The organism is Vibrio sp. V03_P4A6T147 (genome assembly GCF_002241085.1).
Taxonomy (GTDB): domain Bacteria; phylum Pseudomonadota; class Gammaproteobacteria; order Enterobacterales; family Vibrionaceae; genus Vibrio; species Vibrio anguillarum.
This window is the reverse complement of the sequence record NZ_NDIO01000099.1, coordinates 1-26,914: the sequence shown is the minus strand read 5'-3', so window position 1 is coordinate 26,914 and position 26,914 is coordinate 1. Positions and strand designations below refer to the sequence as shown.

At 45.0% G+C, this 26,914-nt stretch carries 23 protein-coding genes and 2 tRNA genes; 19 read left to right on the top strand and 6 right to left on the bottom strand.

Translation table 11 applies throughout. From position 1 onward, the window contains the following. The first annotated feature begins 27 nt into the window (after positions 1-27). The 14 genes from glmM (at position 28) to B9J84_RS03710 (ending at position 14,416) form a co-directional block, all read left to right on the top strand. Positions 28-1,368: a phosphoglucosamine mutase gene (gene glmM, locus B9J84_RS03775; protein ID WP_017045391.1), complete on the top strand. Its 1,341-nt coding sequence runs from the start codon at positions 28-30 to the stop codon at positions 1,366-1,368. A gap of 263 nt (positions 1,369-1,631) precedes the next feature. Next, positions 1,632-1,967, top strand: a complete 336-nt coding sequence (gene secG / locus B9J84_RS03770; protein ID WP_010318534.1) for a preprotein translocase subunit SecG — start codon at positions 1,632-1,634, stop codon at positions 1,965-1,967. Between the two features lie 26 nt (positions 1,968-1,993). Then, positions 1,994-2,077 (top strand) — tRNA-Leu (locus tag B9J84_RS03765). Positions 2,078-2,131: 54 nt separating this feature from the next. After that, positions 2,132-2,208 (top strand) — tRNA-Met (locus B9J84_RS03760). Positions 2,209-2,418: 210 nt separating this feature from the next. After that, entirely contained in the window at positions 2,419-2,874 is a 456-nt protein-coding gene (rimP, locus tag B9J84_RS03755; protein WP_013857619.1) for a ribosome maturation factor RimP, read from the top strand. A gap of 36 nt (positions 2,875-2,910) precedes the next feature. Next, positions 2,911-4,398 (top strand): transcription termination factor NusA, encoded by a 1,488-nt coding sequence (gene nusA, locus B9J84_RS03750; protein ID WP_013857618.1) that lies wholly within the window; start codon positions 2,911-2,913, stop codon positions 4,396-4,398. A 24-nt stretch (positions 4,399-4,422) separates the two neighbouring features. Continuing rightward, positions 4,423-7,137 (top strand): translation initiation factor IF-2, encoded by a 2,715-nt coding sequence (gene infB / locus B9J84_RS03745; RefSeq protein ID WP_047690112.1) that lies wholly within the window; start codon positions 4,423-4,425, stop codon positions 7,135-7,137. 105 nt (positions 7,138-7,242) lie between these two features. Beyond that, on the top strand, positions 7,243-7,659 hold the full coding sequence (gene rbfA, locus B9J84_RS03740) for a 30S ribosome-binding factor RbfA (RefSeq protein ID WP_026028089.1): 417 nt from the start codon (positions 7,243-7,245) through the stop codon (positions 7,657-7,659). Next, positions 7,660-8,610, top strand: coding sequence for a tRNA pseudouridine(55) synthase TruB (gene truB / locus B9J84_RS03735; RefSeq protein ID WP_013857615.1), 951 nt, complete (start codon positions 7,660-7,662; stop codon positions 8,608-8,610). Positions 8,611-8,719: 109 nt separating this feature from the next. Beyond that, positions 8,720-8,989, top strand: coding sequence for a 30S ribosomal protein S15 (gene rpsO, locus B9J84_RS03730; RefSeq protein WP_010318921.1), 270 nt, complete (start codon positions 8,720-8,722; stop codon positions 8,987-8,989). Between the two features lie 316 nt (positions 8,990-9,305). Further along, the gene (gene pnp, locus B9J84_RS03725; RefSeq protein ID WP_010318920.1) at positions 9,306-11,432 is read left to right on the top strand and encodes a polyribonucleotide nucleotidyltransferase; all 2,127 of its coding nucleotides are present in this window, start codon (positions 9,306-9,308) and stop codon (positions 11,430-11,432) included. 152 nt (positions 11,433-11,584) lie between these two features. Further along, positions 11,585-12,505: a lipoprotein NlpI gene (nlpI, locus tag B9J84_RS03720; protein ID WP_026029106.1), complete on the top strand. Its 921-nt coding sequence runs from the start codon at positions 11,585-11,587 to the stop codon at positions 12,503-12,505. 119 nt (positions 12,506-12,624) lie between these two features. Continuing rightward, positions 12,625-13,035 carry a MarR family winged helix-turn-helix transcriptional regulator gene (locus B9J84_RS03715; protein ID WP_010318918.1) on the top strand — a complete coding sequence of 137 codons (411 nt, stop codon included), beginning with the start codon at positions 12,625-12,627 and terminating at the stop codon, positions 13,033-13,035. A gap of 40 nt (positions 13,036-13,075) precedes the next feature. Then, positions 13,076-14,416: an MATE family efflux transporter gene (locus tag B9J84_RS03710; protein ID WP_026029105.1), complete on the top strand. Its 1,341-nt coding sequence runs from the start codon at positions 13,076-13,078 to the stop codon at positions 14,414-14,416. Between the two features lie 37 nt (positions 14,417-14,453). On the opposite strand, the gene B9J84_RS03705 is transcribed toward B9J84_RS03710, so the two are convergent. The 3 genes from B9J84_RS03705 to B9J84_RS03695 form a co-directional block, all read right to left on the bottom strand. Further along, positions 14,454-15,332 carry a U32 family peptidase gene (locus B9J84_RS03705; RefSeq protein ID WP_094123558.1) on the bottom strand — a complete coding sequence of 293 codons (879 nt, stop codon included), beginning with the start codon at positions 15,330-15,332 and terminating at the stop codon, positions 14,454-14,456. Between the two features lie 16 nt (positions 15,333-15,348). Beyond that, complete coding sequence (locus tag B9J84_RS03700) at positions 15,349-16,362, bottom strand: peptidase U32 family protein (RefSeq protein ID WP_010318915.1); 1,014 nt, start codon at positions 16,360-16,362, stop codon at positions 15,349-15,351. Between the two features lie 101 nt (positions 16,363-16,463). Further along, positions 16,464-18,512 (bottom strand): bifunctional diguanylate cyclase/phosphodiesterase, encoded by a 2,049-nt coding sequence (locus B9J84_RS03695; RefSeq protein ID WP_026027438.1) that lies wholly within the window; start codon positions 18,510-18,512, stop codon positions 16,464-16,466. 196 nt (positions 18,513-18,708) lie between these two features. On the opposite strand from B9J84_RS03695, the gene B9J84_RS03690 reads away from it, so the two are divergent. The 4 genes from B9J84_RS03690 (at position 18,709) to rimI (ending at position 20,840) form a co-directional block, all read left to right on the top strand. Further along, entirely contained in the window at positions 18,709-19,236 is a 528-nt protein-coding gene (locus tag B9J84_RS03690; RefSeq protein ID WP_094123557.1) for an SCP2 domain-containing protein, read from the top strand. Continuing rightward, positions 19,220-19,723 carry a GNAT family N-acetyltransferase gene (locus B9J84_RS03685; protein WP_094123556.1) on the top strand — a complete coding sequence of 168 codons (504 nt, stop codon included), beginning with the start codon at positions 19,220-19,222 and terminating at the stop codon, positions 19,721-19,723. Before B9J84_RS03690 ends, B9J84_RS03685 begins: the two co-directional genes overlap by 17 nt. A gap of 261 nt (positions 19,724-19,984) precedes the next feature. Next, positions 19,985-20,389, top strand: coding sequence for a DNA polymerase III subunit psi (locus B9J84_RS03680; RefSeq protein ID WP_017046310.1), 405 nt, complete (start codon positions 19,985-19,987; stop codon positions 20,387-20,389). A gap of 4 nt (positions 20,390-20,393) precedes the next feature. Next, positions 20,394-20,840, top strand: a complete 447-nt coding sequence (gene rimI / locus B9J84_RS03675) for a ribosomal protein S18-alanine N-acetyltransferase (protein ID WP_013857606.1) — start codon at positions 20,394-20,396, stop codon at positions 20,838-20,840. A gap of 62 nt (positions 20,841-20,902) precedes the next feature. Here the strand turns inward: rimI and B9J84_RS03670 are convergent, their stop codons facing one another. Next, on the bottom strand, positions 20,903-22,954 hold the full coding sequence (locus B9J84_RS03670; RefSeq protein WP_013857605.1) for a bifunctional diguanylate cyclase/phosphodiesterase: 2,052 nt from the start codon (positions 22,952-22,954) through the stop codon (positions 20,903-20,905). A gap of 222 nt (positions 22,955-23,176) precedes the next feature. On the opposite strand from B9J84_RS03670, the gene prfC reads away from it, so the two are divergent. After that, the gene (gene prfC, locus B9J84_RS03665; protein ID WP_026028084.1) at positions 23,177-24,766 is read left to right on the top strand and encodes a peptide chain release factor 3; all 1,590 of its coding nucleotides are present in this window, start codon (positions 23,177-23,179) and stop codon (positions 24,764-24,766) included. Between the two features lie 101 nt (positions 24,767-24,867). Here the strand turns inward: prfC and srmB are convergent, their stop codons facing one another. Next, complete coding sequence (gene srmB / locus B9J84_RS03660; protein ID WP_013857603.1) at positions 24,868-26,103, bottom strand: ATP-dependent RNA helicase SrmB; 1,236 nt, start codon at positions 26,101-26,103, stop codon at positions 24,868-24,870. A gap of 92 nt (positions 26,104-26,195) precedes the next feature. Further along, positions 26,196-26,914: tRNA1(Val) (adenine(37)-N6)-methyltransferase (locus B9J84_RS03655; RefSeq protein ID WP_143698831.1), on the bottom strand; the 719-nt coding region annotated here is incomplete at its 5' end.

Below are 26,914 nucleotides of genomic sequence, written 5' to 3'. Positions count from 1 at the left end.
GTTAACAATAATAATTAAGGAAAAATCATGTCTGACAAAAGACGTTACTTTGGTACAGATGGTGTCCGCGGTAAAGTTGGACAGTATCCTATCACTCCCGATTTCGTATTAAAACTTGGCTGGGCGGCTGGACGTGTATTGGCAAAACAAGGCACGAAAAAAGTCATTATTGGTAAAGATACGCGTATTTCAGGTTATATGCTTGAGTCGGCTCTAGAAGCGGGCTTAGCCGCTGCAGGATTAAAGGCGATTTTTACCGGACCTATGCCGACGCCAGCTGTTGCTTACCTGACTCAAACCTTTCGTGCAGAAGCGGGGATCGTTATCTCAGCGTCGCATAACCCTTATTACGATAACGGCATCAAATTCTTCTCATCCGAAGGGACTAAATTACCTGATGAAATTGAATTGGAGATCGAAGCTGAATTGGATAAACCGATTGAGTGTGTCGAGTCTGCCGAACTTGGTAAGGCTTCACGTATGGTCGACGCTGCAGGGCGGTATATCGAGTTTTGTAAAAGTACCTTTCCATCGCAGTGGAATTTATCAAAGCTGAAAATCGTCGTTGACTGTGCTCATGGTGCCACCTATCACATCGCTCCTAATGTCTTTAAGGAACTTGGCGCTGAAGTGATAGCAATGGGGGTTGAGCCAGATGGTCTGAATATTAATGACGAAGTTGGAGCAACGGATGTCCGTGCGTTGCAACAGCGCGTTGTGGCAGAAAAAGCAGATTTAGGGCTGGCATTTGATGGTGATGGCGATCGCTTAATTATGGTTGATGAGCTTGGCAATAAAGTGGATGGAGATCAAATTGCCTATATCATCGCCCGTGATGCCCTGAGACGTGGAGAATTAAAAGGTGGTGTTGTTGGAACGCTAATGACAAACCTTGGTATGGAAAACGGCTTAAAGCAGTTAGGTATCCCTTTTGTGCGAGCGGCGGTTGGTGACCGTTATGTGATGGAAAAATTGCTGGCAAAAGGTTGGAAAATTGGCGCAGAAAATTCAGGGCACATCATACTGCTAGACAAAGTGACTACGGGTGATGCGATTGTTGCGGCGTTGCAAGTTCTTGCTTCCGTTGTGGGCAGTGAAATGTCGCTCAATGAACTGGCTAAAGGCATGACGCTTTACCCGCAGGTTTTAGAAAACGTACGTTTTAGTGGTGATTCCAACCCATTAGAAGCCGAAGCGGTAAAAGCAGCTGTAGCTGCCGTAGAAGCGGAACTTGGTAGCCAAGGTCGAGTGCTCTTGCGTAAATCAGGTACTGAACCTTTATTGCGCGTGATGGTGGAAGGGGAAGATGCTGAGCTAGTAAAAAATTCAGCATTAAAGATAGCGCAAGCGGTTAAAGATAATTGCTAACCAGAAAAATAATATGAGTTAACCTAGGATTTCATGACCGTAATTCGGCTTGAAATCTTATGGTTAGCTATACACATAGGGTGTTGTTGCCCTTTTTTTAACCGCTTGAAGCATAAACTCCATTTTTTTATAAAATACTCCTTGTCAGCATGGGATGCATTCGTTAGTATTGCGTCCGCCTTCGTTGAGGAGGTCGCTAGCCTTGTTCAAGTCAGTTGATAAGAACGGCGCTGGCTCAACTATTTGGAACATAGGTGGAAGTAATGTTTACAGTTCTACTTGTGATTTACCTGTTGGCAGCGCTTGGTATCATTGGCCTAGTGTTAATTCAACAAGGTAAAGGCGCAGATATGGGAGCCTCTTTCGGTGCTGGCGCGTCAAACACTGTGTTTGGTGCTAGTGGCTCAGGAAATTTCCTAACCCGAATGACTGCAATTTTTGCAACCGTATTCTTCATTCTTAGTTTGGCATTGGGCAATTTGTCTACGCATAAAACTGAATCACAATGGATTGACCCAACTAAAGGTCAAGTGATTGAGCAAACTACGGATACAGCGAGTGACGTTCCAGTAAAATCTGGTGACGAAATCCCGCAATAACTTATCTTAGATAAGTACAAATAATTGCCGAGATGGTGAAATTGGTAGACACACTAGCATGAGGTGCTAGCGCCTTAGGTGTGAGGGTTCGAGTCCCTCTCTCGGCACCATTATTTACAAACTTGTAAATCACTTGATAGAGCGTATAATGCTCGCAAGTCGGACGCGGGGTGGAGCAGCTTGGTAGCTCGTCGGGCTCATAACCCGAAGGTCGTCGGTTCAAATCCGGCCCCCGCAACCAATTCTTTTTGGGTTTTGGATGCAAGTTTGTGCAGTGTCAACCTCACTGCAATTGAGAATTTAGATTCTCAATCATCAGGGTCCAGCAACAAAAAACCCCGACTAATCGGGGGTTTTTGTTATCTGAGTTTCTCAAGTATGAGATTTTCAGATAGTTGCTTGGAATTTAAATTGGGCTCTGTGCCCTTTTTTTGTTTCTGGAGTGGTTTAAATGACTGGTTTAGAAAGACAACTTACTGAAATGCTTGACGCTCCAGTAGCTGCATCAGGTTATGAGTTAGTTGGATTAGAATTTATTCGTGCCGGAGAGCACTCAACATTACGCATCTATATTGATCATGAAAACGGTATTAACGTTGATGATTGCGCAGAAGTGAGCCATCAAGTGAGTGCTGTGCTCGATGTTGAAGATCCAATTTCTGTGGCTTACAACCTAGAAGTTTCTTCACCAGGTTTAGAGAGACCACTTTTTAAAGCAGCGCATTATGAACAGTTTATTGGTCACGAAGTCAGCATCGTTTTGAAAATGGGTGTCGGCAACCGTCGCAAATGGAAAGGAATTATCCATTCTATTGATGGCGAAACCGTTGCAATTAGCGTTGATGGGAAAGAAGAACTATTTGCGCTAAGCAATATTTCTAAAGCTAACCTGATCCCTAAATTTTAGTTCTCCTAGAGAAAAGAGCTTAAGAGGCTAGATTAAATGAGTAAAGAAATTTTAGCGGTAGTTGAGGCGGTTTCGAACGAGAAGGCCGTACCTCGTGAGCGTATTTTTGAGGCGCTTGAAACTGCGCTTGCCACATCAACAAAGAAGAAACATGAAATTGAAGTCGATGTACGTGTTGCTATCGACCGTAAAACGGGTGAGTTTGAAACTTTTCGCCGTTGGTTAATCGTTGAAAATGTTGAACATCCAACAAAAGAAATTTCATACGATGCTGCTAAATACGACGACGAAACAGCTGAACTTGGTCAATATATTGAAGATCAAATTGAATCAGTGACCTTTGACCGTATTACAACACAAACAGCAAAACAAGTGATCGTACAAAAAGTGCGTGAAGCTGAACGTGCGCAAATCGTCGAACAGTTTATTGATAACGAAGGTGAGTTGGTTACTGGCGTTGTTAAGAAAGTAAACCGTGATTCGGTTATTCTGGATTTAGGTAATAACGCTGAAGCGGTTATTTTACGTGATGACCAGCTACCGCGTGAAAACTTTCGTCCAGGTGACCGAGTTCGTGGTCTGCTATATGCTGTACGCCCTGAAGCGCGCGGATTCCAACTCTTCATTACTCGTTCAAAACCAGAAATGCTCGCTGAGCTATTCCGTGTAGAAGTGCCAGAAATCGGTGAAGAGCTGATTGAATTGAAAGCCGCGGCTCGTGATCCGGGTTCGCGTGCGAAAATTGCAGTCAAAACCAATGACAAACGCATTGACCCTGTGGGCGCGTGTGTCGGTATGCGTGGAGCACGTGTTCAAGCCGTATCGAGTGAGCTCGGCGGTGAGCGCATTGATATCGTTCTTTGGGATGATAACCCAGCTCAATTTGTTATCAATGCAATGGCACCAGCAGATGTTGCATCGATCATCATGGATGAAGATACGCACTCAATTGATATTGCTGTTGAAGCGGATAACCTAGCGCAAGCAATCGGTCGTAATGGTCAAAACGTACGTCTCGCTTCTCAACTGACTGGTTGGGAATTGAATGTTATGACGGTTGCTGATCTACAGAAAAAACATCAAGAAGAATCGATGGCTTCTATTGAAAACTTCATGAAGTACCTCGATATCGAGCAAGACTTCGCTGAGTTATTGGTTGAAGAAGGCTTCTCAACGCTTGAAGAAGTGGCTTATGTGCCAGTTGCTGAGCTACTTGAAGTTGACGGCCTAGATGAAGATATCATCGAAGCATTGCGTACTCGCGCGAAGAATGCGTTGACCACGATTGCGCTAGCACAAGAAGAGTCTTTTGAAGGGCTAGAGCCAGCAGAAGATCTGCTCGCACTAGAAGGTTTAGAGCGTGAAATGGCCTTTAAACTCGCAGCGAAAGGCATAGTCACATTAGAAGATCTTGCTGACCAAGGTATTGATGACCTCGAAAATATTGAAGGTCTAACAGAAGAGCGTGCAGGTCAATTGATCATGGCAGCGCGCAATATTTGTTGGTTTAGCGAAGAAGAATAATTCTCAGCAAGAGGAGAGAGCGGCATGACACAACTTACAGTTAAAGCACTGAGTGAAGAAATTGGTACGCCAGTTGACCGCTTGTTAGAACAACTTGCTGATGCAGGCATGAACAAAACGAGTTCTGATAACGTTTCTGATGATGAAAAGCATAAGCTACTGTCACATCTTAGAAAAGAGCACGGTGATACCACTGGTGACTCAGAGCCGACTCGTTTGACGTTGCAGCGAAAAACACGCAGCACATTGAGCGTCAATGCCGGCGGCGGCAAAAGTAAGAATGTTCAAGTTGAAGTGCGTAAAAAACGTACCTACGTTAAGCGCAGTGCAGTAGACGATGAAGCAACACGTGAAGCGGAAGAAGCCGCGCAACGTGAAGCACAAGAATTAGCAGCGCGTGAAGCACAAGCAAAAGCAGAGCGCGAAGCCGAAGAAAAAGCAAAGCGTGAAGCCGAAGAAAAAGCGAAGCGTGAGGCACAAGAGAAAGCGAAGGTTGAAGCACAAACGAATGCAACAGCTAACGCGGATGAGAAAGCAAAACGTTCTGCAGTGAAACCAGAACTTTCTGCTGAAAATAAAATGAAGCAAGAAGCAGCGCGAAAAGAAGCCGAAGAGCTTAAACGTCGTCAAGAAGCCGAAGCATTACGTAAAGCTGAAGAGGAAAGTCAGCGCCAGCTAGAAATAGCACGTGAATTGGCTGAGAAGAATAAAGAGCGTTGGTCTGCTGAAGAAGAGAAAAAGGGTAGTATGGAAGAAAATACAGATTACCATGTTACGACTTCAACGTATGCACGTGAAGCCGAAGATGAAGCAGATCGCCGTGAAGAAGGTGCTAGCCGTAAATCTACGAAAGCTAATAAGAGCAAAATCTCATCTCAGGATGATAAGCAAGAGCGCGGTACGCGCCGAGGCAAAGCTCGTAAAGGTCGTATGGCTAAACCTGCATCGATGCAACATGGTTTTGATAAAACAGCGGTTGTCGCTAAGCAAGATGTTGTGATCGGTGAAACGATTGTTCTTTCTGAACTGGCAAACAAAATGTCAGTGAAAGCAACTGAAGTTATCAAAGTGATGATGAAGATGGGCGCAATGGCAACCATCAACCAAGTGATCGACCAAGAAACCGCGCAATTAGTCGCTGAAGAAATGGGTCATAAAGTTCTCATCCGCAAAGAGAATGAACTGGAAGAAGCGATCCTTTCTGACCGTGATAACAAGTTTGAAGCAGTACCTCGTGCGCCAGTTGTGACAATCATGGGTCACGTTGACCACGGTAAGACATCAACACTTGATTACATCCGTCGCACACACGTCGCATCAGGCGAGGCCGGTGGTATTACTCAGCACATTGGTGCTTACCACGTTGAAACACCAAACGGTATGATCACCTTCCTTGATACTCCTGGACACGCTGCGTTTACTTCAATGCGTGCTCGTGGTGCTCAAGCGACAGATATCGTTGTATTGGTTGTTGCAGCAGATGATGGCGTAATGCCACAAACGGTTGAAGCGATTCAACATGCGAAAGCGGCGAATGTGCCACTTATCGTTGCAGTAAACAAAATCGATAAAGATGGCGCGAACCCAGATGGCGTGAAAAATGAGCTTGCTCAACACAACATCATTCCTGAAGAGTGGGGCGGTGAGAACATGTTTGTTCACATCTCTGCGAAACAGGGAACCAATATTGAAGGCCTACTAGAAGCTATCCTACTTCAAGCTGAAGTTCTTGAGCTTCATGCTGTTAAAGATGGTATGGCGTCTGGTGTGGTAGTTGAGTCTCGTCTTGATAAAGGCCGTGGCCCTGTGGCAACTGTTCTTGTTCAATCAGGAACACTACGCAAAGGCGACATCGTACTATGTGGTCAAGAATATGGCCGTGTTCGTGCGATGCGCGACGAAACTGGTAACGAAGTTACGGAAGCGGGCCCATCAATTCCTGTTGAAATTCTAGGTTTGTCTGGTGTTCCAGCTGCCGGTGATGAAGCAACAGTAGTTCGTGATGAGCGTAAAGCACGTGAAGTGGCAAATTATCGTCAAGGTAAATTCCGTGATGTGAAGCTTGCACGTCAGCAGAAATCTAAGCTTGAAAACATGTTCTCTAACATGACAGCGGGCGAAGTGGCTGAACTGAACGTGGTACTAAAAGCAGACGTTCAAGGTTCGGTTGAAGCCATTGCTGATTCACTGCGTAACCTTTCAACTGATGAAGTGAAAGTGAACATCGTGGGTTCTGGTGTGGGTGGTATCACAGAAACTGATGCAGTACTTGCAGCAGCTTCTAACGCTATCGTACTTGGCTTTAACGTTCGTGCTGATGCATCAGCTCGTCGTACTATCGAATCTGAAAACTTAGACCTACGTTACTACTCAATCATTTATCAATTGATTGATGAAGTAAAAGCGGCCATGAGCGGCATGCTAGCACCAGAGTTTAAGCAAGAGATCATTGGTCTTGCTCAGGTTCGTGAAGTATTTAAATCACCTAAACTAGGTGCAGTTGCTGGTTGTATGGTGACTGAAGGCGTTATCAAACGTAATAGCCCTATCCGTGTTCTACGTGATAACGTGGTTATCTACGAAGGTGAGCTTGAATCGCTACGTCGCTTTAAAGATGACGTGCAAGAAGTGAAGAATGGCTACGAATGTGGTATCGGCGTTAAGAACTACAATGATGTTCGCGTTGGTGACCAAATCGAAGTCTTCGAAACAGTGGAAATTAAACGTACACTGGATTAATTGACTGACGTTGCTGTATTGAAATAGACAGTAATCGGTTGTTGAATACACCATGGGGGGCTGGGTTGAACCATCCCCCCATTCTTTCTATATGTGAGAAAAGATATGTCAAAAGAATTTAGCCGCACGCAGCGCGTATCCCAACAGCTGCAAAAAGAACTCGCCATGATCATACAACGTGAAGTCCGTGACTCACGCTTAGGTATGGTGACTATTTCAGAAGTCGAAGTGTCACGTGACCTTGCTTATGCAAAAGTGTTTGTGACGTTTCTATGCGTTGGTGAGCAGACCCCAGAAAGCTGCTTAGCTGCGTTAAAAGAGCATGAAGTTCATATCCGCATGATGCTTGGCAAACGTATTCGCTTACGTTTGACACCAGAAATTCGCTTCACTTATGACAATACTTTGGTTGAAGGTATGCGCATGTCCAACTTGGTGACTGAAGTGGTCAGCAATGATAAGCGCAGACAGAAAGATGCAGGGCGTGAAGATGAAGCGTCTGCAGAAGAAGGGAATGAATAGATGGCTCGTCGTCGTAAAGGTCGCCCAATCAACGGGGTAATTTTACTGGATAAGCCAACGGGTATCTCCTCGAATGATGCCTTACAAAAAGTAAAACGTATTTATTTTGCAGAAAAAGCCGGACACACTGGCGCGCTCGATCCTTTGGCAACAGGAATGTTGCCTATTTGCCTTGGTGAAGCGACAAAATTCTCTCAGTTTTTACTTGATTCAGATAAGCGTTATCGAGTCATTGCAAAACTGGGTGAGCGAACCAATACCTCTGATTCAGACGGAGAGGTAGTGGAAACACGCCCTGTCAATGTGCAATTAAATACCCTGCGAGAGTGCATCGAGCGTTTTCGTGGTGAAACCGACCAAATTCCGTCAATGTTTTCTGCACTGAAATATCAAGGCCGTCCTCTATATGAATACGCTCGTGAAGGCATTGATATTCCGCGCGAATCTCGAAAAATCACTGTCTATGATATTGAATTGATTCGTTTCGAAGGTGATGAAGTTGAAATGGATGTGCACTGTTCGAAAGGCACGTATATCCGCACTATCGTGGATGACTTAGGTGAAATGCTTGGTTGTGGCGCACATGTGACCATGCTGCGTCGTACTGCGGTCGCGAAGTACCCATATGAGAAGATGGTGACTTTAGAGCAACTTGATGCATTGCTGCAACAGGCGCTGCGTGATGATGTCGCACCGAAAAATGTGTTGGACTCGTTATTAATGCCAATGGACAGTGCGGTGCAAGATTTGCCGGAAGTTAACCTTATTCCTGAGTTGGCAGACATGGTACAACATGGCCAACCAGTGCAAGTGTTGGGTGTGCCACTTGATGGCACAGTGCGCATGACCATGGGTGAAGAGAAACTCTTTATCGGTGTGGGTGAAATTGACCAAGATGGTCGTGTTGCGCCTAAGCGATTGGTCGTTTTTAGAGACGAAGAGTCGCTTTAAATAGCTATTGCTTAACGTTGGGGATTTCCCTATAATCCCGGCTTCGCGTAGCGGCTGAATCAGAGATTGGCTGCTACACCTTTAAACTTACTCTTATTAGGAGAGCATTATGTCTCTGAATGCAGAAACTAAAGCGGCAATCGTTGCTGAATACGCACGTGGCGAAGGCGACACTGGTTCACCAGAAGTACAAGTAGCACTACTAACTGCTTCTATCAACCACCTACAAGGTCACTTCAAAACTCACAAAGGCGATCACCACAGCCGTCGTGGTCTACTACGCATGGTTTCAAGCCGTCGTAAGCTTCTAGACTACCTAAAAGGTAAAGATTTAGGTCGTTACCAAGACCTAATCAAACGTCTTGAGCTACGTCGCTAAGATCAGTTTGTTCAGAAAAGGGGCTTTTAGCCCCTTTTTTGTTATCTAAATTTGGCACAATCTCTCCTAAGTCGCTATACTACCCGCCGTTAAAGTGTGTTGTATGTACTTTAACGCTTCATACTCATAGCATTACAGTCACCGAAGTCGGCCAGCAGGTCGCGGCTATTAAAAGTAGCGTTCAGATACCAGTGGGAGCGGCAAGCCCAACGCTTTGTTTCCCGTGATATAGAGCCTATTTTTACTAGTCGCGATTCGTAATGTCTTGAGTGTTATTTCATTCAATCTAGAGGCAACTCTAGAGCAAGGATAAACAATGTTTGATAAACCAGTAGTGAAATCATTCCAATACGGTAATCATACCGTCACTCTAGAAACCGGCGTTATCGCACGCCAAGCTACATCGGCTGTTATGGTCACTATGAACGATACCGCGGTATTCGTTTCTGTTGTTGGTAAAAAAGAAGCAGTAGAAGGTCAAGACTTCTTCCCTCTTACTGTTAACTACCAAGAGCGTACTTACGCAGCGGGTAAAATTCCAGGTGGCTTCTTCAAGCGTGAAGGTCGTCCATCAGAAGGCGAAACTTTGACTGCGCGTCTGATTGACCGCCCAATTCGTCCTCTTTTCCCTAATGCATTTAAAAATGAAGTTCAAGTCATCGCGACAGTGATGTCTGTAAACCCAGACGTTCAACCTGATATCGTAACTATGATTGGTACTTCAGCAGCACTTGCTATCTCTGGTATTCCATTCAATGGTCCTATTGGCGCGGCGCGCGTGGGTCACATTGATGGTCAATTAGTGCTTAACCCAAGCATGACCGAGCTTGCTGTATCTCGTCTTGATCTTGTGGTTGCAGGTACAGACAACGCAGTGCTGATGGTTGAGTCAGAAGCGGATAACCTAACTGAAGAAGAAATGCTAGCAGCGGTTGTTTACGGCCACGACCAACAACAAGCTGTGATTAAAGCGATCAATGAATTTGCTGCTGAAGTTGCCACTCCAGCTTGGGATTGGGTTGCTCCTCAAGAGAACACAGTACTTAACAGCAAGATCGCTGAACTAGCAGAAGCTAAGCTTGTTGAAGCTTACAAAATCACTGAAAAAATGGCTCGTTACGACCGTATTCATGAAATTGCTGCTGAAGTAAACAAAGTAATTCTTGCTGAAGATCCTGAAGCAAATGCGAAAGAAATCCACACTATCTTCCACGATCTAGAGAAGACGGTTGTACGTCGTAGCATTATTGCTGGCAACCCACGTATTGACGGTCGTGAAAAAGACATGGTTCGTGCGCTAGACGTACGCACTGGTATTCTTCCTCGTACTCACGGTTCTGCACTATTTACTCGTGGTGAAACTCAGGCAATCGTAACCGCTACTCTTGGTACTCAGCGTGATGCTCAAATCATCGATGAGCTAACAGGTGAGCGTAAAGATAACTTCCTACTACACTACAACTTCCCTCCATACTGTGTGGGCGAAACTGGTTTTGTAGGCTCTCCTAAGCGTCGTGAAATCGGCCACGGTAAACTGGCTAAGCGTGGTATCGCTGCCGTTATGCCTTCAGTGGAAGAGTTCCCATACACAGTTCGTGTCGTATCAGAAATCACAGAATCTAACGGTTCATCTTCAATGGCTTCGGTATGTGGTACTTCTCTTGCTCTGATGGATGCAGGTGTACCAATCAAGTCTTCAGTTGCAGGTATTGCAATGGGTCTTGTTAAAGAAGGCGATGATTTCGTTGTTCTTTCTGACATTCTTGGTGATGAAGATCACCTAGGTGACATGGACTTTAAAGTAGCGGGTACTAACCAAGGTATCACTGCACTGCAAATGGACATTAAGATCGAAGGTATCACCAAAGAGATCATGCAAATTGCGCTAAACCAAGCACAAGGTGCACGTAAGCATATCCTTTCTGTGATGGATCAAGCGATCTCTGGTGCTCGTGCTGAGATTTCTGAATTTGCACCACGCATTTACACCATGAAGATCAGCTCTGAGAAAATCAAAGACGTGATCGGTAAAGGTGGTGCTGTGATCCGTGCTCTAACTGAAGAGACGGGCACAACCATCGAAATCGAAGATGACGGTACAATCAAGATTGCGGCAACCGATAGCGCTCAAGCTAAAGAAGCGATTCGTCGCATTGAAGAGATCACGGCTGAAGTTGAAGTCGGCGCTATCTATACTGGTAAGGTCGCTCGTCTGGCTGATTTTGGCGCGTTCGTTAACATTCTTCCTGGTAAAGATGGTCTGGTACACATTTCTCAAATCGCGGATCAACGCATCGAGAAAGTGTCTGATTACTTGAAAGAAGGCCAAGAAGTTCAAGTTAAAGTACTTGAAATCGACCGCCAAGGCCGTGTTCGTCTAAGCATGAAAGAAGCGGTAGAGAAACCAGCTGAAGAAGTTGTTGCAGCACCAACGGCTGAATAAGGCCACTTTAAGCTTGAGAAGCACGGCGCTTTAGTCGCCTTTTCAACATAAAGCATGATATAAAGGGAGCGTTATTCGCTCCCTTTTTCATGCCTAGATTAATGCGATACACCCACTTATCTTGAGCTTTGGGGTACACAGGAGTTTTATTTGTGAAATGGTTTCCAACGGCCGCATTGAGTGCTTTGATACTGATAATGTCGGGCTGCGCGTCAACTCAAAATGACAATCAAAGTCAATGGGTATACCCTCCGATGGCAGTGCCATTGCAGTCTTCATTACAGCAACAAGTTCAGATAGCGCGTTTGACGCAACTGCTACAACGCACTGATCTACCTGATGATGTGCGGGCTAAAATGTTTTATGAGCGTGGTAACAACTACGACAGTGTTGGGCTACGTACTTTAGCACGTTTAGATTTTGAGCAGTCACTCGCGCTTAACCCGGCGCAGCCTGATATCTTTAATTTATTAGGCGTGTATTACACGCAAGTCGCAGAGTTTGATGCCGCTTATGAGGCATTTGATTCGACATTAGAACTTGAACCTGACAATTTTTACGCTGAGCGTAACAGAGCCATCGCACTTTATTACGGCGACCGTACAGAACTTGCGCTGGAAGAGATTCGCGCACATTATCAACATGACCCTAGCGATCCCTTTCGTGCATTGTGGCTATATATTATTCAAAGTGAAAGCGAGCCTTTGCAGGCACGTGTGGATCTCTTCAATCGCTATAAAGTTCGAGATGATCAATGGGGATGGCTCTTGGTTGCGTTAACGCTTAAGGAGATATCGGAAGAGCAAGCTTTTAAGATGATCTTAGAAGAAGGCAGCGGTAATGCGATACAAGCACAGCGTTTAACTGAGGTCTATTTTTATCTCGCTAAGCGTTATCAACAAGAGGGAAATTACGCGCACGCGATCGCCTTGTACAAGCTTGCGTTGTCATTTAACGTCTACGAATATGTTGAGCATCGATACGCTTATCTTGAATTGGGGAAAATTTTCCAGCAAGTAAGAGCCGACTATTTAGCTAAGGCGAAAGCTGAGCAGCCAGAGTCTCAGCAATAAGTACCTTATTATATCCTTTTCCTTAAAGCCGCTGACTTTTTCAGCGGCTTTTTTGTTGCTTAACGAGCTAAAGATCCATAAAATAGTTAGCCTTGATAACCATTTTAATTTGAAAAACAGTGAAACTAGAAGCTAACTTAGAAAAATTAGAGCGTTTTAGTGCAAAAATCTGGCGTCGGTATAGCAAAGCTGATCCCATTTCACAATTGAGCTTTAATGAATATGATTACCTTAAAGTGATTCAAAGCTCTTCTTTGCCACTGCGCTTAACTGATTTAGCCAATGAGATGGAAGTGAGTAAACCATCGGTATCAAATATGGTTAAAAGGCTTAAAAATAAAGGGTTAGTTCAGACGGCACAATGCCAAGATGATGCGCGTTCTTACCGAGTTTCTCTCACCGATACTGCGCGTGAGCATTTAGCGGATGAAGCGAAAGTGTACGCTGTTGTCGCAGAGCAAGTGACTAAGCATCTCTCGGAAGAAGAAGCACTGTGTTTTAATATGTTGTTATCCAAAGTATTACTTTAATTTACTTATATAGTTAGCTTTGCTAACTATGGTGTCTGTTATGAAAAATTCAATTTACCGCCAATTTTGGCGCTATACCATTCCGACCGTGGCAGCTATGTTAGTCAATGGCTTGTATCAAGTGGTGGATGGTATTTTTATTGGTCATTATGTTGGTGCTGAGGGATTGGCGGGCATTAACGTTGCGTGGCCTATTATTGGCTTTATTTTAGGGCTTGGCATGTTGGTGGGCGTTGGAACTGGTGCTCTGGCTTCGATCAAGCAAGGTGAAGGGAACATGGCGGCAGCCAAGCAAGTGCTTGCTACTGGCCTATTGTTGCTTGTGATGCTAGCTCCCGTGGTGGCGACAATTCTATGGTTTCTTGCGGACGATTTCATTGCGTGGCAAGGCGTTGAAGGACGAGTCTACGAACTTGGCTTGCAATATTTGCAGGTATTAGTGATCGCTTGTGTCTTTACGCTTGGCTCTATTGCGATGCCTTTCTTGTTACGAAACGACGACAGCCCTAATTTAGCCACATTGCTGATGGTAAGTGGTGCGATAATCAATATTCTCTTTGATTATCTGTTTATTGCCGTTTTACATTGGGAACTTACTGGTGCCGCCATAGCAACGGCACTCGCACAATTAAGTGTGACTGTATTAGGCATAGGCTATTTCTTTTCGACGCGAGCCAAGTTGCAGCTGTCACTCTCGGTGATGAGGGTGCAATGGTCGTTGTTACCTAAGATTGTTGCGATTGGTACTTCAAGCTTTTTTATGTATGCCTACGGTTCGATGATGGTGGCGGTGCACAACAGCCTATTTGCTCACTATGGCAGCGCGGTACTCGTTGGGGCATACGCGATATTAGGCTATATCGTCACGGTTTATTACTTAACGGCAGAGGGCATCGCGAATGGTATGCAGCCGTTAGTTAGCTTCAATTATGGTGCCAAAAACTATCTTCATATTAGAAAACTGCTCAAAATTGCAATGAGCATTGCTGTGCTTGGCGGGCTGGGTTTTGTGGTGCTGCTGAACTTGTTTTCCACTCAGGTTGTTGCGGTCTTCAATTCAACTGACCCGCAATTGATGGCAAGCGCTGTACTGGGCTTAAAACTGCATATGTTCGCGCTGTTTTTGGATGGATTTTTAGTTGTCGCCGCCGCCTTTTATCAAGCGACCAATCGCGGCAGTAAGGCGATGTTTGTCACCATTGGTAATATGGCGATCCAACTACCGTTCTTGTATTTGTTACCTAAGTTATATGGTGTGACTGGTGTGTGGATTGCCTTCCCCATTTCCAATATTGCGTTAAGTTTGGTGGTGGGTTTGATGTTGTGGCGAGATTTGCGTGCACTACCTTGTGATAACGCGAAGCAAACCGTGTTCGCTTAATAAGAGCCTCCCCCTTTTCTCTTGGGGGAGGCTACGCTCAGCTTTGTTGAATCGCTAGGCCCGGTAATTGGTGCCAATAGCCGTTACATTGGTGATTGGTTAAAGGGGAGGGATGCTCTCCTTTTTCATTGGCCTTGAACTGCGACAGATGTTCGAATGTCTCAAGACCTAGTGGGCTTAAACGAACGACATCGACTAATCCCGCCATGCTTGGTAAATCATTAGCAAGGTTATAGCAATAGCCCGATTGGGTTTGGATACCGTTGAGGTTAAATACCGCTTGGCCTTCTTGGCTGTGAACCTGAATTCCGGTTGGATACTTGATACAGCAAGTCTCACATTCATCCTTCGCGCGGTTTTCAGCCCGTGCGGTAAAGCAGCGTGCGGAGTAAGCCAGTGGCAGGTATCCGTGGCTAAAAACTTCTACTTCAAACTGGTTTTTGATACCAAGCTCATCACATTGTTGCAATACATTGATTAGCCAATCACGGGATAGTTCAACAGGCATGCACCAACGGATCATCCCTTGCTTTAGGAACAGTTGCAGTGTGCGTGCGTTGTAAGCATTCACGGCGGGCCCAACCACAAAAGGAAGGCGTTTTTCACTGGCGAGTTGAATCGCCGAAACGTCATTGGCTTCAATCGTAAAATCGCCATTCTCAATATACTTTTTCATCACATTGATTTCGCTCGGTGCTTCCAGTAGCGCCATGGTTGAGATCACAACCTGTTTACCCGCTTGTGAAAGCGCTTTGGCGATCTCAAACCAGTGTTGTGGTTTTATCTCACGTCGCTTGGAGCAGACCGATTCACCCAAATAGATCACATCAGCAGGGCTATTGATTGCCTGTTGATAAAAATTTTCTACCTCTTGTTTGGGCCAGAAATAGAGTAAAGGACCCAGCGCATATTTCATTCTCTTCTCCATTCTCTTATTGCCATTGGCGATGGTACGCGCCGAGTGTCGTTTGCGTGCCTTCAGAAACGTTGGCTAAGGCGGTGTTCCAAGCCGTTTCTACTTGGTAGGCTTGTGGATTTGCTTGGTAGCGATCAATCGCCGCTCGCCAGGTTTTAGTCACTTGCTCCACATATGCAGGGCTACGTTGGCGACCTTCAATTTTGACGGAAGCAACGTTGGCTGCAAACAGTTCTGGTAATAGTGATAACGTATTTAAACTGGTTGGTTCTTCCAGTGCGTGGTAGCGTTTAGGTTGCCCATCGATCTGCGCTTCAAAACGACCTTTGCACAAGGTTGGGTAGCCTGCATTTTCTCCGGCTGCGTATTTATCAATCAAAATTTCGTTTAAGCGAGATTCCAAACCTGAGTCCGTTTCTTGCCAGCGGACATATTTCGCGGGCGAACAGGCTCCGACAGTATTGGGTGATTCTCCCGTCATATAGGAAGAGAGATAACAGCGCCCTTCAGACATAATACATAAGCTGCCAAAGGCAAATACTTCAAGCTCGACGTCACTCATCATATTACGTGAGAGCTGTTTGACTTGATGGATTGATAGCACTCGTGGTAACACCACCCGCTTAATATTGAAATTCTGCTTATAAAACTCGATAGCGGCGACGTTGGTGGCGGAGGCTTGTACAGAAAGATGCAATTCGAGATCCGGGTATCGGTTAGCGGCATAATCCAATACCGCGATATCGGCGATGATCAACGCATCTACGCCTAAACTGGCGGCATTATCGACGGCGTGAGTCCAACGCTCGAAGCCATTAGGGTGGGCGAAGGTATTTAACGCGACATGAATTTTTTTATGGTGATCATGAACATATTGCACCGCTTTATCTAACTTCTTACCTGCGAAATTAAGGCCAGCAAAGTGGCGAGCATTGGTATCATCTTTGAAGCCGATATAAACCGCATCTGCACCACAATCGATCGCTGTTTTTAGAGCAGGCAGGTTACCTGCAGGACATAAAAGTTCCATTGATCCGTACGATATCTAAGGGAAAGTAGTGGTATTTTATGAAGCATTATGAATAGCAAATTTGATGTAAGGCAGGTTTGGGTCGAATAAACGAGATTTACTTATTTGGGAGTAGAACGATGACGACGATTTTGAACGAATAACTCTTCTACTTCCTGCCTCGGTTGTGGCCGATAAAAATGGAAGCCTTGAATTGAGTTACAGTTGAGATTAGAGAGCAGTGTGGCTTGTTGTTGAGTTTCCACACCTTCGGCAACGACCGTTAAGTTGAGTGATTTTCCTAAATTGATGATGTTTTCAATGACGGTTATTTGTTTAGGAAGCGTATCGATATCCGTTATAAAAGCGCGGTCAATTTTAAGTTCATCAATCGGGAAGCGAGCGAGGTAAGAGAGCGAGGAATACCCCGTACCAAAGTCGTCAATGGACAGAGAAAAGCCCAGTTTTTTGATCGCGTTCAACATTTGCAAGGTGTGTTCGCTGTCGCTCATGACGGCACTTTCGGTCAGTTCAAATGTGATGCAGTTTGGATCAAGCTCCGTGGTGCGAAGCAGTTTTTCCATATAATCAATCAACTTCGGGTTACAAAACTGTTCGGGCGATAAATTGATCGCCACGCGACCTGGTAAAATGCCTTGCAGCTTCCAGCGTTTTACGGTCGAGAAGACATCACGCATCACAACTCGGCCTAAATGTTCAATCAGCCCAGCTTTTTCCGCGACAGGGATAAAAGCGCCCGGGTTGATATACCCTTCCACAGGGTGTTTCCAGCGCACCAAAGCTTCCGCACCATTGATGCTGAAGTCGCGAGCATTTACTTTCGGTTGATACCACACTTCAAGGCCATTTTGTTGCAGCGCTTTTTGCAGTTCAATTTCAAGCCATAAGCGCATGCGCGCTTCTTTGTTCATTTGATCGTTGAACTTAATCAGACGGTTTCTACCACGATCTTTGGCTTCATACATCGCCGTATCGGCGTTTTGCAACAATACGCGTGCATCGCTACCGTCACCAGGGTAGGCGACACTACCTATGGAGCAGGCTAAGCGTTTACTGAAATGGTGCAGATCAAACGGTTGGTTAATCAAAGAAATGATGCGTTCAGCCAACATTTCAGCGGCGCGACTATTTTCAGGATCAGGCAGTATTAGTCCAAATTCATCGCCGCCAAGGTGGCCCACAATCGCTTGTTGCGGTAGTAAACGTTTCAGCCGTGCTGAGACCTCTTTAATGACTTTATCGCCAATATGATGGCCTAAAGAGTCATTGATGTTTTTGAAGTTATCAATGTCTAAATAGAGCATCACAAGGGGTGTTTCATTTTGAATGAACTGTTCTAAACGTTTAGTGAAACCAAAACGGTTATACAAGTTAGTCAGTGAGTCAATGTGGATATCGGCATGCATAGTCGAAGACAACTGCTTAGGTGCATCTTCTGCATCTTGAATCAAAATCAGTTGTGAGCTGTTGCCCAGCACGACGGTGGCTCCAGCGTGCAGTTGAACTTTACGTTCAAAGCCACACTTTGGCCCAGTGAGGCAGACCAATGGTGCCCCTGCGAGTAATAAACTAAGTGGAGAGCTGAATACGGTTTTACTTTTTTCATCGACAAACAAGCGCGATAACTCTTCACCAAGAAGCTCTGAGGTATTTTCAAAACCGAGTAAACGAGCCGATGCGGGGTTAGCAGAGATAATGCAGTCGTCATCGACCAGCAACAATCCATCGGGAAGCAAGCTAGTCAAGGTTGAAAACTTATTTTCCGACTCTTCTAATGAGCGAATGAGGATCTGTTTTTCGGAGGTGTCGATGGCGTGAAACACAATATTTTCGACTTTTTTATCACCCATGATAGGTGATAAAGAGAAATGCAAACTCGTTTCTAAATCGATCTCGTGAAGAGTCAGTTCGGTCTCAAGCGTTTCTCCTTGAAATGCCCGTTCATAATAGGGTTTGAGATGGCGGTAGAAATGCTCACCCAGAATTTGTGAGTCATTCATTCCAACCAATTCGGTTGTGCTCAGCCCTGCAATATCACAATAACGTTCATTGACCATCACATAGTTATGTTGGTCGTTCAAGATGGCAAAAAAGAACGGACTGTTCGACGTGATTTTTGCAAACCAATGTTGTAAATGTTGCGAAGGCATCAAGCTACTACCACTCTCCAGAGCACTTATATTCATGAGGATGTTACAACGTAAGTAACACATTAACTATAACTTTGATTACTAAGCTAGAAAAGGTTCTCAAACAATGTACGTTTTTTGATGCATCACAGGAATTTGCACCCCCACATCCATTATGATTAGGTACTATTGCATTACAAAGTAACGGATAACGCTCGTGATTCACAAGATTCGTGCTCAACTAGTTCAAAACGCCGCTTCAATTTTGCGATCCCCAGTCCACTTCTTACCGCAAGTTGTACAAAAAAAAGCCTTGCTAGAAGGGTTGAAAACTATATTTCATGAGGCTTTGCAAGAAGGTGACTTTGAATTTCTTGATGGGAAATGGTTAAAGGTTTCAATTCGCGATTTGAATTTGAATTGGTATATCAGCTATCAAGCGGAACAACTTGTTGTGTCTGATAAGACGGAAGTGGAAGATGTCAGCTTTAGCGGTAACCTAAATGATATGGTGTTGATTGCTGGTCGAAAAGAAGATCCTGATACGCTGTTCTTTCAACGTCGACTCTCCATTGAAGGGGATACCGAACTGGGGTTAGAGGTGAAGAATCTGATGGACAGTGTTGACCTAGAGCTTTTACCAAAACCGTTCCAGATGTTAATAAATCAGCTAGCAGATTTTGTGCATAAGGGCGTACAATCGCCAGTGACACAAAATGAGGTAATGAATGCTTATTCGAACTGAAGCGCCAGCGGATATCTTAGCGATTGACCGCTTATTAAAATCAGCCTTTGAGACAGAAGCTGAAGCTAATTTGGTCATGACATTAAGGGAAAACAGCCATTTGACGCTCTCTTTAGTGGCCTGTGATGATGACGGCGAAGTCGTTGGTCATGTGATGTTTAGCCCAGTCTTACTCAATGGTGAAGACTTAAATTGGCAAGGGCTTGCACCGTTGGCCGTGAAAAAAGAGTGGCGAAATCAAGGTGTCGCCGCCTCGTTGGTAAAAGAGGGGTTAATCTGTTTGGCTGAGTTCGATTATCCAGCTTGTGTGGTTTTGGGTGACCCGGATTATTATCAACGCTTTGGCTTTAAAGAGGCGGCGAAATTTGATTTTCGTTGTCGTTGGGATGTTCCAGTTGGCGCGTTTCAGATCGTTGCATTAGTCGACGGCGAATTGAGCGGGCGAGCGGGTTTAATTGAGTATTGCCCAGAGTTCAACGATCTTTAATCACCGTATTTCTATTCTTAACAGGGAGCCCAGAGCTCCCTGTTTACTTTTATGCCCTTCTCATTTGAAGCTGCCGTGGTGTTGGCTATATTCGCTCACCCCAATCACCTTGTTTATCTAGGCTCATAGGGATGAATTCACTTGCCGCCTATCTGCAACTTCAAGTTGTTTGGGCATAGCTCTTGGGTCATTGGATGATTAACGGTTTCTGTCTTGGCGCTGATTTGTTAGGATTGCGATGTTCAATGAGGTCATAAACAGATGTCACATCACGAAAATCAATATTTACAAGAAATGGGCATCCAGCGTTGGGAGCTTATCCATCCACAGCGGCTGGCTGGCTATCAACCTGATCCGGTGACGCTGCCGAGCACGTGCCGATTATTACTCGTTTCCCCCCAATACCCGCAACAAGGTGCTCTATTGCTGTTTTCAAGAGTATTGAAGAGTATGGGGCTCGAAATCAGTCAGGCGTGTCATCTTGAGCCTCACTCTCTTAGCCAACTAACAGGCTCCAGCATTGAATGGTTGTGGTTTTCAGGCTGTGAAAAGAGAGAAAGCCCGTTGGCTCAGAAAGTGTTAACGTCACCGCCGCTAGTTGAGATAGATGGCAATACCGAGCTGCGCCGGGCGTTGTGGCAGCAAATTTGTTCTTATGAGTCATAAAACTATGAATATTGATGTTGTGCCTTTATCACTTCCTTATCTTGATGCTATTTGGTCCATTGAGCAGCAAGCTCACAGTTACCCTTGGGCTGAATCACTCGTACGCGACTTGGCGAGTCGTGGTGCATGCCACCATGCTATGTTGGTTGATGGCAAAGTTGTCGGTTATTTCTATGCACAGAATATTGTTGGAGAGGTGACCTTGTTAAATATCGCTGTCGATCCGCAGCAGCAAGGTAAGGGTTACGGAAAATTGTTGATGGAGTTTTTCTTAACTTACTGTGAAAAAGCGCAAGCTGAAAGTGCGTGGCTTGAAGTTCGCGAAAGTAACATCCGCGCTTATAGCTTGTACGAATCGCTGGGTTTTAATGAGCTCGATCGTCGAGTGAACTACTATCCCACTCCGAAAGGATCAGAAGATGCGATCATCATGAGCTACTATTTTTTGTAGCTTATTTTCCATCAGCGGATCGTTTGCAAACTCAGGTTTTTTCATGGTCAGGCGTCTCGGAACTATTTCTGGTGCGCCTTATCTTTTTGATGTTCATTGAGTTGATAGCATGGGCTTGCAAAACGCTTGACGACTTCCTTAGCGGTTAACGGCTTATCAAATAAGTAACCTTGGAACTGATCACAACCCAATTGTTTGAGAGTTTCGAGTTCTTGGCACTCTTCCACACCTTCGGCTATTACCTCCAAATTTAAACGTTTCGCAATCATAATAATCGTATCCACAATTGCTTGGTCACTCTCATCTAAATGCAATTGAGTGACAAAAGAACGATCGATTTTGAGTACATCCACCGATAAAAGTTTGAGGTAACGCAGTGATGAATAACCAGTGCCAAAATCATCAATCGAGATGCTCAGCTTACTTTTTTTAAGTTGCACCATTTTTTGAATCGCACTTTCTACATTTTCCAGTAATAGCCCTTCAGTAATCTCCAATTCAAGATGTTCACCAGTAATACCTGCTTGTTGCATTGCATGGTTAATGTGTTCAACAAAAGAATCTTGAGAAAACTGCAACGGACTGATGTTGATGGCTAAACGGCGAAAATGGGGCGGTAATACTCCTTGGCGCTTCCAAGCGGCGTATTGATAGCACGCTTGCTCTAATATCCAGTTTCCAATCGGAATAATTTGCCCCGTTTCTTCTGCTATGGTCATAAACACACCCGGTGGCAATACACCTTTGGTTGGGTGGTTCCAGCGGATCAAGGCTTCCACACCGACAATATTGTGCCGCTCATCGACTTGAGGTTGGTAATAGAGTTCTAACTGTTGGGTATTGAGGGCTTCATGGAGGCCTTTTTCAATTTCCAGAAACGATTCGACTTGAGCCTGCATTTCTGGCTCATAAAACATGTATTTATTGCGTCCATTCGCTTTTGCGCGGTAAAGCGCTGTATCGGCTTGTCTAAGGACATCGATATTGGTTTTGCCCACTGACGGAAAAATCGAGATACCAATACTCACAGTGCAATAAAGCTGGTGGTCATCAATCGAGTAAGGGTTGGAAATCAGAGCCAGAAGCTGCTGAGCTACCTTCTCTGCTTGTTGGCGAGAGAGATGAGGAATCAACACCGCAAACTCATCGCCACCGATGCGTGCGGCGGTGTAATCGTGTTTAAGCCAGCCATCCATACGCATGGCGATAGCTTTGATTAAATGATCCCCCGTTGTGTGTCCAAGTGAATCATTGATCGTTTTGAAACGGTCGAGATCAAGGTAAAACAACACACCAGAAGTGTGGGTGCGAATACTGTTATCAATCGCATCAGTGAGCAGTTGCAGCAGCAAGCTGCGATTAGCAAGGCCAGTTAACGTGTCGTAGTAGGCTAATTGGTTAAGTTTAGCATCCGCGAGCTCTCGCTCTTTCCATAAAGTATAGAAAGTACCGGCTAACTCACTGAGCTCATTTTTTTGCTGTTGTAATGGCGGCTGTGTTGGGCGTTGATTGTTTTGCAATGAACGAACCCACGAAATTAACGTGGTGATGGGTTTTGACAGCTTGTAGTAAAAAAAGACTAAAAGGATCGAAGTCAGCAACACATTTCGAAAGAGATCAAACAGCAATACTCGTGTGGTTTTTGCAATAAATTCTTTGGCAATGGAAGAGCCGTTGACGGAAAAACTTAAGCTACCTACCACCACACTCGAATTGGGTTGATGTAAGTCAGTTTTAAAGATGGGTATTTCAGGTGTCAGATAATTCGATAAGAGCCGAATAAAAGCCGTCTGTGCTGGAATCTCTCTGCTTTTTTTTGCCAGTGTATCACCAAAATCATCAATAATTTCAACGTGATAAATGGCATTATCAACCATTAGGCTAGAGACGACTTGATTGGCTAATAAGTTATTGAGGTGATAAGCAGCCTGGCTGGCATTTGAATAATTTTGCAGCAGTTTAAAACGGTAGTGATCTTCAATGCGAGCTTGCTCATGGTGCAGGTCGAGCAAAGTATGATACAAACTAAAGCCTATCCCAAGGATCACCGAGACTAGGAACACTGTTTTGGCTTGTTTAAATGCCAGAGAATTTCTTTGTTTGGTTATCAGCATAATACTCGCTTATTCTCTTCGCCCTTTTTAGTTATAGCTCATATTTATTGATAATTTAATTACAAATAGAAAGGTCGTCATTCTCTTGTTGATTTGTATAGCGACGAAAGTTGCTCCTAGATCAAATATAGGGGAGAATACCGCGCAAATTTGAATCGAACTGCTGATCAGCGTAAGCGCTTCGGCTCTCCCTTATATCAGCATATTGAGAAGACCTGTTTCATGTCAAATACTCCTTTTTTGAGTGAAGTTTCTAAACGTAGAACCTTCGCTATTATTTCGCACCCGGATGCGGGTAAAACCACCATTACTGAAAAAGTTCTGCTATTCGGGAATGCCATTCAAAAAGCGGGAACGGTAAAAGGGCGCGGCTCTAACCAGCATGCTAAATCAGATTGGATGGAAATGGAAAAAGAGCGTGGTATTTCGGTCACGACCTCTGTGATGCAATTTCCTTACAATCATTGTTTGGTTAACTTGCTCGATACTCCAGGGCACGAAGACTTCTCGGAAGATACTTACCGCACATTGACGGCGGTTGACTCGTGCTTAATGGTGATTGATGCAGCAAAAGGTGTTGAAGATCGTACTCGTAAGCTGATGGAAGTGACTCGCTTACGTGATACACCGATTGTAACCTTCATGAACAAATTGGACCGTGAGATCCGCGACCCAATGGAATTGCTTGATGAAGTGGAGAATGAGCTGAAGATTGCCTGCGCCCCGATTTCATGGCCAGTGGGTTGTGGTAAAGAGTTTAAAGGCGTGTACCACATTCACCGTGATGAGACGATTCTGTACGCGACCGGCCAAGGCCACACTATTCAAGAAGAGCGCATTGTCAAGGGCCTCAACAACCCTGATCTGGATAAGGCCGTGGGTGATGACCTTGCCGCTCAGCTGCGTGATGAGCTTGAATTGGTATTGGGTGCTTCTCATGAATTTGATCAAGAGCTGTTTTTAAAAGGTGAGTTGACCCCTGTTTTCTTCGGAACGGCATTAGGTAACTTTGGTGTGGACCATATGCTGCATGGTTTAACTGAGTGGGCTCCGGCGCCGATGCCACGTCAAGCTAATGAGCGTATTGTTGAAGCCACGGAAGAGAAATTCTCAGGCTTTGTGTTTAAAATTCAAGCGAACATGGATCCTAAACACCGCGATCGTATTGCGTTTATGCGTATTGTGTCGGGTACTTATACCCAAGGCATGAAAATGAACCACGTGCGTATTGGTAAGCAAGTGAGTATTTCTGATGCGGTTACCTTTATGGCGGGCGATCGCTCTCGTGCTGAAAATGCTTATGCTGGCGATATTATCGGTTTGCATAACCATGGAACAATTCAGATTGGTGATACCTTTACTCAAGGTGAATCGTTGAAATTCTCAGGTATTCCTAACTTTGCTCCTGAGCTGTTCCGTCGTATTCGCTTGCGCGATCCACTGAAGCAGAAGCAACTGCTTAAAGGTTTAGTGCAGTTGTCGGAAGAGGGAGCGGTTCAAGTCTTCCGCCCACTACAAAATAACGATTTGATTGTGGGTGCAGTGGGTGTGCTGCAGTTTGATGTGGTGGTGTCTCGTTTAAAATCTGAATACAACGTCGAGGCAATTTACGAAGGTGTTAACGTTGCAACAGCACGTTGGATTGAGTGCGCAGATGATAAAAAATTCGAAGAGTTTAAGCGCAAAAACCAAAGTAACATCGCACTGGATGGTGGGGATAACCTGACTTACATCGCGCCGACTATGGTCAATTTGAATCTGGCCAAAGAGCGTTTTCCTGAAGTGGAGTTCCGTGCGACACGCGAACATTAAACCTTGGTGAGTTTGAAGAGAGTGATACTCTCTTCAAACGTTAAAGATAAAAAATGCCGATATTTCAGTATCGGCATTTTTTTATAGGTGGTATTGGAACACTATTTTTTCTTTTTGTTCGCTTTCTTCTTCTTCGAAACCACTTTGACTTTTTTGTCATCGGTTTTCTTTTTCTTTTTGAATACCGGCTTCTTGTGCTGCGGGCGCATATCTTTAATGAAGCGCTCTTTTATCTCCTCGTCGACATAACGCGCGACGCGGTCCATCATCACTTGATCATGGGCTTCAACCAAAGAGATCGCATTGCCTTTTTTACCAGCACGAGCCGTACGACCTATGCGGTGTAAGTACACATCCGCTGAACGTGGCATATCAAAGTTGATCACGTGACTTACGTCAGGTAAGTCAATACCGCGTGCGGCCACGTCGGTTGCCAGTAGTACGTTGACTGCGCCTTCACGGAATCGCGTAATGGCGTTATTGCGACGATCTTGTGGCATTTCGCCTTGAATCCAAGCACAAGGAATTTGCGCTTTTTCTAGCTCTGTACGCAAATCAGCTAAGCGCTCACGAGTTTTGATAAACACGATAGAACGTTCGGCTTGCTCGGTGAGGATTTTCTTCAATAGCTCAACTTTGTGCACCATGGTATCGGCGCGGTGATACCATTGAGTGATTTTTTTGCGTTCACGACGAGAAGGATCGGCATTGATTGTTGCTGGTTCTTTTAAGAGATCGGCGGTAAAACCTTCCACACCATGACCTTCCAGTGTTGCAGAGAAGAGCAAGGTCTGTTTACGCCAGCGACATTCCGCAGCGAGACGATCGACGATTGGGCCAAAGCCCATGTCCAGCATGCGGTCAGCTTCATCCAAAATAAGCCATTCAATCGCACGACAATCAAAACGCTCGCCTTCAATGTATTCCATCAAGCGACCAGGCGTTGCCACCACAATATCTTGCGTTTTGGCTAAGATGTCGGCGTGCTCTTGATATTGTACGCCGCCAGTGATGGTGACGATATTGAGGCGAGTATTCTTCGCCAGTTCACGAGCTTGATCCGCCACTTGCATCGCCAATTCACGAGTTGGGGTCAGAATCAAGACGCGTGCAGGGCCGGCTCGCTTGCGCGGAAAATCTAAAAGATATTGTAGCGCGGGTAAAACAAATGCAGCGGTTTTACCGGTTCCCGTTGGCGCAGAGGCAAGAATATCTCGACCATCTAGGGCTTGTGGGATCGCTTCAGCTTGAACTTGGGTGGGACGTTCAAAGCCCATATCTTCAATGGCCGCAATGATGCAAGGGTCAAGATCGAGGTCAGCAAAGGTTTTGATCACAGTGAGTACTCCACAAGCCGTTAGGCTTATTTGGCTATAAAATTAAGGTCGAACATTATAGGGGGATTGGTGATTAGGATCACATGTTATTTCTACATCTTGAGATAAAAATCTTGAGTTAGGGCAATAAAGGCTTCGCTATAACCACTTGATGAGTGAATGACCAACGATGAATCAATCACAGAAGCCGAGGCTAAACTTAGTTCAATCAATAGCCGATGAGCGGGTTTGTGTGCTATGGGTTGTACAGTGCAGCGCCGCTTAAGCTGCCAGCCGAGCGTGAGTGCTTGCTCGATAAATTGTTCCCCTTCATACACGGGCAAAATAAAACAAGCTTGCCCCTCATCGTTGAGGAGACTTTTTGCTCTGACTAATAAAGCGTGATGAGCAAGTTGATTGGTGTGCCTAGCAGTAGCTCGCTGGGGATCATGAGACAGTTCACCACTGTTGAAATAGGGTGGGTTACAAATAATTGCATCAAAGGACGGCGTAAAAGAGGTATCTAAAATATCACCTTGTAAAACCTGTATGCGTTGCCCCCATGAAGAAGCATTACTGTTGTATTGGGCCGCTTCAAAGGCAAAGGCATCGATATCGATGGCCGTAATTTGTGTATCGCTAAAACGTTGTGCGCACATTAATGCCAATAACCCAGTACCGGTGCCAATATCGAGAATGGTTTTGGGATGGTGTGTGAAAGCCCACGCGCCTAATAGAACCCCATCGGTACTAACAGGCATTCCTGCTTGTCCACCGTCAATGGAAAATTGTTTAAATTTGAAACGCTTATTTTTTGGCGAGTGACTTTTCA

Excerpts from the sequence above, each read along its gene's own strand:
- glmM (WP_017045391.1), top strand. The coding sequence starts at position 28 with ATGTCTGACAAAAGACGTTACTTTGGTACAGATGGTGTCCGCGGTAAA.
- secG (WP_010318534.1), top strand. The coding sequence starts at position 1,632 with ATGTTTACAGTTCTACTTGTGATTTACCTGTTGGCAGCGCTTGGTATC.
- rimP (WP_013857619.1), top strand. The coding sequence starts at position 2,419 with ATGACTGGTTTAGAAAGACAACTTACTGAAATGCTTGACGCTCCAGTA.
- nusA (WP_013857618.1), top strand. The coding sequence starts at position 2,911 with ATGAGTAAAGAAATTTTAGCGGTAGTTGAGGCGGTTTCGAACGAGAAG.
- infB (WP_047690112.1), top strand. The coding sequence starts at position 4,423 with ATGACACAACTTACAGTTAAAGCACTGAGTGAAGAAATTGGTACGCCA.
- rbfA (WP_026028089.1), top strand. The coding sequence starts at position 7,243 with ATGTCAAAAGAATTTAGCCGCACGCAGCGCGTATCCCAACAGCTGCAA.
- truB (WP_013857615.1), top strand. The coding sequence starts at position 7,660 with ATGGCTCGTCGTCGTAAAGGTCGCCCAATCAACGGGGTAATTTTACTG.
- rpsO (WP_010318921.1), top strand. The coding sequence starts at position 8,720 with ATGTCTCTGAATGCAGAAACTAAAGCGGCAATCGTTGCTGAATACGCA.
- pnp (WP_010318920.1), top strand. The coding sequence starts at position 9,306 with ATGTTTGATAAACCAGTAGTGAAATCATTCCAATACGGTAATCATACC.
- B9J84_RS03710 (WP_026029105.1), top strand. The coding sequence starts at position 13,076 with ATGAAAAATTCAATTTACCGCCAATTTTGGCGCTATACCATTCCGACC.
- B9J84_RS03705 (WP_094123558.1), bottom strand. The coding sequence starts at position 15,332 with ATGAAATATGCGCTGGGTCCTTTACTCTATTTCTGGCCCAAACAAGAG.
- B9J84_RS03700 (WP_010318915.1), bottom strand. The coding sequence starts at position 16,362 with ATGGAACTTTTATGTCCTGCAGGTAACCTGCCTGCTCTAAAAACAGCG.
- B9J84_RS03695 (WP_026027438.1), bottom strand. The coding sequence starts at position 18,512 with ATGCCTTCGCAACATTTACAACATTGGTTTGCAAAAATCACGTCGAAC.
- B9J84_RS03685 (WP_094123556.1), top strand. The coding sequence starts at position 19,220 with ATGCTTATTCGAACTGAAGCGCCAGCGGATATCTTAGCGATTGACCGC.
- B9J84_RS03680 (WP_017046310.1), top strand. The coding sequence starts at position 19,985 with ATGTCACATCACGAAAATCAATATTTACAAGAAATGGGCATCCAGCGT.
- rimI (WP_013857606.1), top strand. The coding sequence starts at position 20,394 with ATGAATATTGATGTTGTGCCTTTATCACTTCCTTATCTTGATGCTATT.
- B9J84_RS03670 (WP_013857605.1), bottom strand. The coding sequence starts at position 22,954 with ATGCTGATAACCAAACAAAGAAATTCTCTGGCATTTAAACAAGCCAAA.
- prfC (WP_026028084.1), top strand. The coding sequence starts at position 23,177 with ATGTCAAATACTCCTTTTTTGAGTGAAGTTTCTAAACGTAGAACCTTC.